We start from the raw sequence: 6,541 nt of genomic DNA, 5'->3' as shown, positions 1-6,541 counted from the left end.
TGTCAGCGCCTGGCGGTCCTTGAGCCCGGCGTAGCTGACGGTACGCAACGGCACGCCCGCCGCCTTGGCAATCCGCCGCGCCGCCTCTTCGGTATTCAGGCCGCGCTTTTCCACCCACAACCACAGGTGTTCACCCTCGCCGGTCAGCGGGATATCCAGCACTTCATCCACCTGGAAGTCTTCAGCGGTGGCCTTTAGAACAGCGCTGCCCAAGGCCTCGCCATAGGCACGCGGGCCCAGCAGTTGCAGATCATTCATGCGCGCAGCAACAAGGCAACGGAGTGCACGGCAATGCCCTCTTCGCGACCGGTAAACCCGAGCTTTTCGGTGGTGGTGGCTTTTACGTTCACTTGATCCAACTCAACTTGAAGATCCGCGGCAATCAGCGCGCGCATCGTTTCGATATGCGGGGCCATCTTGGGCGCCTGGGCGACGATGGTGTTGTCGACGTTGCCGACCTTCCAGCCCTTGGCATGGATCAAGCCGACCACGTGACGCAACAGCACACGGCTGTCCGCGCCCTTGAAGGTCGGGTCGGTGTCCGGAAAGTGCTTGCCGATGTCGCCCAACGCAGCTGCGCCGAGCAAGGCATCGCTCAAGGCATGCAGCACCACGTCGCCGTCGGAATGAGCCAGCAACCCGTGGTGGTGCGCGATCCGCACGCCGCCCAGGGTGATGAAATCGCCTTCGGCGAAACGGTGCACATCATAGCCGTGGCCAATACGCATAAAAAAACGCCCCGATTTAATTCAGGGCGTGATTCTACCTACTTTTGCCTCACATTAACCGAGCAAAGCGCGCGCGTGATGGCGTAAATGGTCTTCGATGAAGCTGGCGATAAAGAAGTAGCTGTGGTCATAGCCCGGTTGCAGGCGCAGCTCCAGCGGATGGTTCGCCGCCCTGGCCGCTTGTTGCAACGCTTCAGGCTTGAGCTGCACCGCGAGGAAATCGTCGCGGTCGCCCTGGTCCACCAGCAATGGCAGCTTTTCCGAGGCTTCGCTGATCAACACGCAGGCATCCCATTCGCGCCATTTCGAGCGCTCTTCGCCGAGGTAGCGGGAGAATGCCTTCTGGCCCCACGGGCAATCCATCGGGTTGTTGATCGGCGAGAACGCCGACACCGACTGATAACGCCCCGGGTTGCGCAAGGCACACACCAGCGCGCCGTGGCCGCCCATGGAGTGGCCGCTGATCCCGCGTTTGGCCGACGCCGGGAAATGCGCCTCGACCAATGCAGGCAACTCCTGCACCACGTAGTCATGCATCCGATAGTGCTGGGCCCAGGGCTCCTGGGTGGCGTTCAGGTAGAAACCGGCGCCCAGGCCAAAGTCCCAGGCGTTGTCCGGATCACCCGGCACACCGGGGCCGCGCGGGCTGGTGTCCGGCGCAACAATGATCAACCCCAGCTCGGCTGCCATGCGTTGCGCGCCGGCCTTCTGCATGAAGTTCTCATCGGTGCAGGTCAGGCCCGATAGCCAGTACAGCACCGGCAATTTGCCGCCCTGCTCCGCTTGCGGCGGCAGGTACACGGCGAAGGTCATGTCGCAACCCAGCACGTCGGAATGATGCTTGTAGCGTTTATGCCAGCCGCCGAAGCTTTTCTGGCACGACAGGTTTTCCAGACTCATGGCCGACCTCAGAAGTGAATGACGGTGCGGATGCTCTTGCCTTCATGCATCAGGTCAAACGCCTTGTTGATATCTTCCAGGCCCATGGTGTGGGTGATGAACGTATCCAGCGGGATTTCACCGGCCTGGGCCATTTCCACATAGCTTGGCAACTCGCTGCGACCGCGCACGCCGCCGAACGCCGAACCGCGCCAGACGCGGCCGGTGACCAGTTGGAACGGACGGGTAGCAATTTCCTGGCCGGCGCCGGCCACGCCGATGATCACCGACTCGCCCCAACCTTTGTGGCAGCACTCAAGGGCCGCACGCATCAGTTGGACATTGCCGATGCACTCGAAGGAAAAGTCGACGCCGCCATCGGTCAAATCGACGATCACGTCCTGGATCGGGCGGTCGTAGTCTTTCGGGTTGATGCAGTCGGTGGCACCCAGCTGCCTGGCGATTTCAAACTTGGCCGGGTTGATGTCGATGGCAATGATGCGGCCGGCCTTGGCTTTCACCGCGCCGATCACCGCCGACAGGCCGATGCCGCCCAGGCCGAAGATGGCCACGGTGTCGCCCGGCTTGACCTTGGCGGTGTTGATCACTGCACCGATACCGGTGGTGACGCCACAGCCCAGCAGGCAGACTTTTTCCAGCGGCGCTTCTTTGGGAATCTTGGCCACGGAGATTTCCGGCAGCACGGTGTATTCGGAGAAGGTCGAAGTGCCCATGTAGTGGAAAATCGGCTGGCCCTTGTAGGAAAAGCGCGAGGTGCCATCTGGCATCAGGCCTTTACCCTGGGTGGCGCGAATCGCCTGGCAGAGGTTGGTCTTGCCCGACAGGCAGAATTTGCACTTGCCGCATTCCGGGGTGTACAGCGGGATCACGTGGTCGCCCACCGCCACCGAGGTCACGCCTTCGCCGATGGCTTCAACCACGGCGCCGCCTTCGTGGCCGAGGATCGACGGGAAAATGCCTTCCGGGTCCGCGCCCGACAGGGTGTAGGCATCGGTATGGCACACACCGGACGCCACCACCCGCAACAGCACCTCGCCCGCCTTGGGCATGGCCACATCCACTTCAACGATCTCGAGGGGTTTCTTGGCTTCGAAGGCTACGGCCGCGCGGGACTTGATCATCCGGTTTCTCCATCGGGTTAAAAACGTAAGGCCGGCAGTGTAAAACATGCTCATCTGATTAATAATCCAGACAAAAGCAAAACATTATTGCCGCACAGGGACAATCAGCATGCTGGAAAACCGCTGGGAGGGCATCGACGAGTTCGTCGCCGTGGCCGAATGCAGCCAATTCACCGCGGCCGCCGAGCGCCTGGGCGTGTCGTCGTCCCATATCAGCCGCCAGGTCGCGCGACTGGAAGAGCGCCTGCAAACACGCTTGCTGTATCGCAGCACGCGCAAGGTGACACTGACCGAAGCCGGCCAGACCTTCCTGCAACATTGCCAGCGATTGCAGGACGGTCGCGAAGAAGCCTTGCGCGCCGTGGGCGACCTGGCCAGCGAGCCCAAGGGAATGTTGCGCATGACCTGCGCAGTGGCTTACGGCGAGCGTTTTATCGTGCCGCTGGTGACGCGGTTCATGGCGCTTTATCCGCAATTGCGCGTGGACGTGGAATTGACCAACCGCCAGCTGGACCTGGTGCACGAAGGCCTGGACCTGGCGATTCGCCTCGGGCGCCTGGCGGATTCGCGCATGGTTGCCAGCCGCCTCGCGCCGCGGCGTATGTACCTGTGCGCGTCACCGTCCTACCTGGCCAGGTACGGGCGGCCACATAGCTTGTCGGAGTTAAGCCGGCATAACTGCCTGATCGGCAGCTCGGATATTTGGCAACTGGCCCAGGACGGGCGCGAATTTTCCCAGCGGGTACAGGGAAACTGGCGCTGCAACAGCGGGCAAGCGGTGCTGGATGCGGCCCTGCAAGGTGTCGGTCTTTGCCAGTTGCCGGACTATTACGTGCTGGAGCATTTGCACAGCGGCGCACTGGTGTCGTTACTCGAAGCCCATCAACCGCCCAACACCGCGGTTTGGGCGCTGTACCCGCAACAACGCCACCTTTCGCCCAAGGTGCGAAAACTGGTGGACTTTCTCAAGGAGGGCCTGGGCAACCATCCCGTCTACCTGAGATAGACTGCTACCGCCCATGCAGCGCCTGAGTGCCGGTAAATAGCCTTTTTTACTGCGTAACCAGGCACCCCCATGATAACCAACGGCCCGCAACTCCAGCGCATCAGTCATTTCGTTCGCAAGGTCCTGGCGGATTTCCCCGTACCTTCGCAAATCGCCGCCCAGTTGATCCGCGAGCGGGTACAGCCCCTCAGCCAGGTCGAGTTCGACCCGGATACCACCCTCCTCGCCACCCTCGAATACAACACCGACAACCCCAACGCGGCCTTCACCGCCGTGGTGATCCAGTCGATGTCGCTGACCGAGGCCATGGTCTGCAATGCGCCCCAGCCCCCGGGCGGCATGCTCAATACCACCGGGTTTTCCACCAATGCACCTTATTTCAATATTGTCAGCGAGCTGCCGCGCTTGATGGATAACCGGATTCCGGCAATGTTCAACGAAGAGTTCATCGTCTCGGGCTGGATCCCGCCAAGGCGTTATGAGGCGCTGTATCTGCAAAGCCAGCCCCAGGTTTACGACCCGAGCACGCAGCTGCAGATTTCACCAAAAACCTTCAGGCTCATCGTTAACTCAAGCCATTTCGAACAAACCTACGACGAGGCGATCGGCAAGTTCTGGAACAACCACCGGGAAAACTACAACACCCTGATGCGCATCGCGTTCACCAAAGCCTATCTGGAACAGTTCCATGAGTTCACCCTGACCGTGGCAGAGAGACAGCTGGCGGCACGGGCGGCGGGAATCGGCATGGACAAGAACCACGACAACCTCACCCTGGAGGATTTCCAGGAGCCCTATCGCCTCGACCCAAACCTGTCCCTGCGGCTATTGCGCGTTCACAACAGCGAATCCACCGACATCCTGACCATCACCGATAACCAAAGCCAGGTGACCCTGCTCTATATCCCGGGCAACTCCTCGCCCTTCCATGGGTTCAATAACCCGGCAGACATGCGCAGTTGGCTGGTGGAAACGGCAAGGGACGCCACTCAACGCAAGGCGCTGACCCAACACTTCGACGAGGACGCCATCGACTCCGGCCTGATCTACAGCGGCGTGGAGGAGGCACTGGTGGGGATGGCGGTGTTTCCGAAGCCGGCAACCTCCCCGGGTTTGTTCAACAGCCTGCGGGCCGATAACTACTGGGATCCCGAGCAGTACATCAATAACCCGATGTATCCGGCACTGGGCAGTAACCCGTTTGAGTTCATCGCCCGGCAGATCAGGGTACGCCTTGCAAAAGTAGCGGCGCGAAGCTTTATTTCGCCCCTGGATACGCTCAAGGCCGACACCCTGGATGCCCTGGAAAAAGCCTGCATTCTGGCGGTTCCCGTGGCACTGGCCATGGGCAACGCGCTACTGGCGGAATTTTGCTTCCTGACCTCCGGCGCAACTGAAATGATGGTGGGTGCCGACGACCTGCTGCGCGGCAAACCCCACGCGAAGGAGCGCATTGTATTCGGCGCCCTTAACGCGCTGCCGGTGGTCGCCCATGGCGTGTCCAAGGGGCTCAAGGGCCTCGAAAGCCTGCGCCCCACCCTGGGCCCGGCAGTACGCCAGGATGCGGGCCGGATCAGCGTCAGCGCCATCAACGAAACCTCCATGGCGGCCAACACCGAGACGCGCACCCTGAGCCCACGGATGACTCCCGGCGGCCTGCAGACCATCCGGATTCACGGCGACCTGTACCTGACCTACAAGACCCCCAATGAATCAGGCTTCTTCGAACTGTTCGTAATGGCTCCCAACGCGCCAAACACGCTGCAATCCACCGGCCTGTATGCCATCCAGAGCGCCGACCTGAAGTGGCGCACGGCCGGGCTGGCCGGCGGAGGCGCATTTCGCAATGCCTGGCAAAGGGTCTACACGCTGTTCGGCGGCCCGCAACACTCGACGTTCTACAGTGCCTACGAGATGCCACCCCCCGCACGCGAGACCGTTTCGGAGATGCTCACCGACACCAGTTCGTTTTCGGAAAACCTTGAACCCGTGGGCAGCGGTGCCCAGCCAGTGAAAGACACCCGCAAGTGGTTTTTCGAGAAAAGAACCAAGCTGTCTGAAGATGCCACGATATTCTTTGCCAACTTGTCGTTTTCACCGATGCGGCCCGTGCTTCCAAGGCTCAGCCTGAATGAATCGCAGCCGACCATCATTCAAAAACTGCTGCACGCCAGCGACGGCCTGGTGATCGGCGAAAGCCATGGAGCCCTGTCGAGCAAGGCGTTCCTGATCAATAACATGCCGCTGTTGGCCAGCGAGGGGGTCAAACGCCTCTATTTCGAGCATCTGCTGACGGATGTACACATGCCCTTGCTCAAGGCGTTCTACCGTACCCGAAGCGCGGTGATGCCCGAGGAACTCAAGGGCTTCCTCAACAACATCTACCCGCCGTTGCGCGACCGGCACTACTCGTTCGTCAACATCGTCACCGCAGCCCGTGACGCCGGGATCAAAATCCAGCCGATCGACTGCACTGTCAGCTACATGCTGCGCGACCTGCCCGACACCGCCGACAACTTGCGCCAGCGCATGATGAACTACTACGCCACCGAGGTGATTCAATGGATCCAGACCACCAAGCCGCGCCCGGGAAAATGGGTCGCACTGGTGGGTGACAGCCATACCAATACCTACAAAGGGATTCCGGGGATCGCCGAACTCACCGGCAGCATCGGCCTGCGGATCGAGGATGCAGCGGCTGGCGGGCACCTCGGCGTCGATGTGGACACGGGACGCACCGCCAGCCTGGGCATCGGCAAGGGTGAGGGAACGGTCAAGGCCAACCT

General features: G+C 61.1%; 6 protein-coding genes. 2 read left to right on the top strand and 4 right to left on the bottom strand.

The window, feature by feature from the left end; translation table 11 throughout:
* The 4 genes from truD to HX846_RS26220 all read right to left on the bottom strand — a co-directional run.
* Positions 1-258, bottom strand: a 258-nt coding sequence (gene truD, locus HX846_RS26235; RefSeq protein ID WP_178966389.1) for a tRNA pseudouridine(13) synthase TruD, incomplete at its 3' end; no start/stop codon positions are given.
* Positions 255-728 (bottom strand): 2-C-methyl-D-erythritol 2,4-cyclodiphosphate synthase, encoded by a 474-nt coding sequence (gene ispF, locus HX846_RS26230; protein WP_003219282.1) that lies wholly within the window; start codon positions 726-728, stop codon positions 255-257. The genes truD and ispF, both read right to left, overlap by 4 nt.
* Positions 729-782: 54 nt before the next feature.
* Positions 783-1,628, bottom strand: a complete 846-nt coding sequence (gene fghA, locus HX846_RS26225; RefSeq protein ID WP_003219284.1) for an S-formylglutathione hydrolase — start codon at positions 1,626-1,628, stop codon at positions 783-785.
* Between the two features lie 8 nt (positions 1,629-1,636).
* A complete protein-coding gene (locus tag HX846_RS26220; protein WP_008432216.1) occupies positions 1,637-2,749 on the bottom strand; it encodes an S-(hydroxymethyl)glutathione dehydrogenase/class III alcohol dehydrogenase in 1,113 nt (370 codons plus the stop codon).
* Positions 2,750-2,858: 109 nt separating this feature from the next.
* On the opposite strand from HX846_RS26220, the gene HX846_RS26215 reads away from it, so the two are divergent.
* A complete protein-coding gene (locus HX846_RS26215; protein WP_003219287.1) occupies positions 2,859-3,755 on the top strand; it encodes a LysR substrate-binding domain-containing protein in 897 nt (298 codons plus the stop codon).
* 69 nt (positions 3,756-3,824) lie between these two features.
* Positions 3,825-6,541: membrane-targeted effector domain-containing toxin (locus HX846_RS26210; protein WP_178966388.1), on the top strand; the 2,717-nt coding region annotated here is incomplete at its 3' end.

The sequence above is a fragment of the Pseudomonas sp. K5002 genome, from assembly GCF_013386655.1.
Taxonomy (GTDB): Bacteria; Pseudomonadota; Gammaproteobacteria; order Pseudomonadales; family Pseudomonadaceae; genus Aquipseudomonas.
The sequence above is the reverse complement of the archived record's forward strand: the minus strand, read 5'-3'. Positions and strand labels throughout refer to the sequence as shown.

Coding starts and splice junctions, on each gene's coding strand:
- HX846_RS26220 (WP_008432216.1), bottom strand. CDS start 2,749: ATGATCAAGTCCCGCGCGGCCGTAGCCTTCGAAGCCAAGAAACCCCTC.
- fghA (WP_003219284.1), bottom strand. CDS start 1,628: ATGAGTCTGGAAAACCTGTCGTGCCAGAAAAGCTTCGGCGGCTGGCAT.
- ispF (WP_003219282.1), bottom strand. CDS start 728: ATGCGTATTGGCCACGGCTATGATGTGCACCGTTTCGCCGAAGGCGAT.
- HX846_RS26215 (WP_003219287.1), top strand. CDS start 2,859: ATGCTGGAAAACCGCTGGGAGGGCATCGACGAGTTCGTCGCCGTGGCC.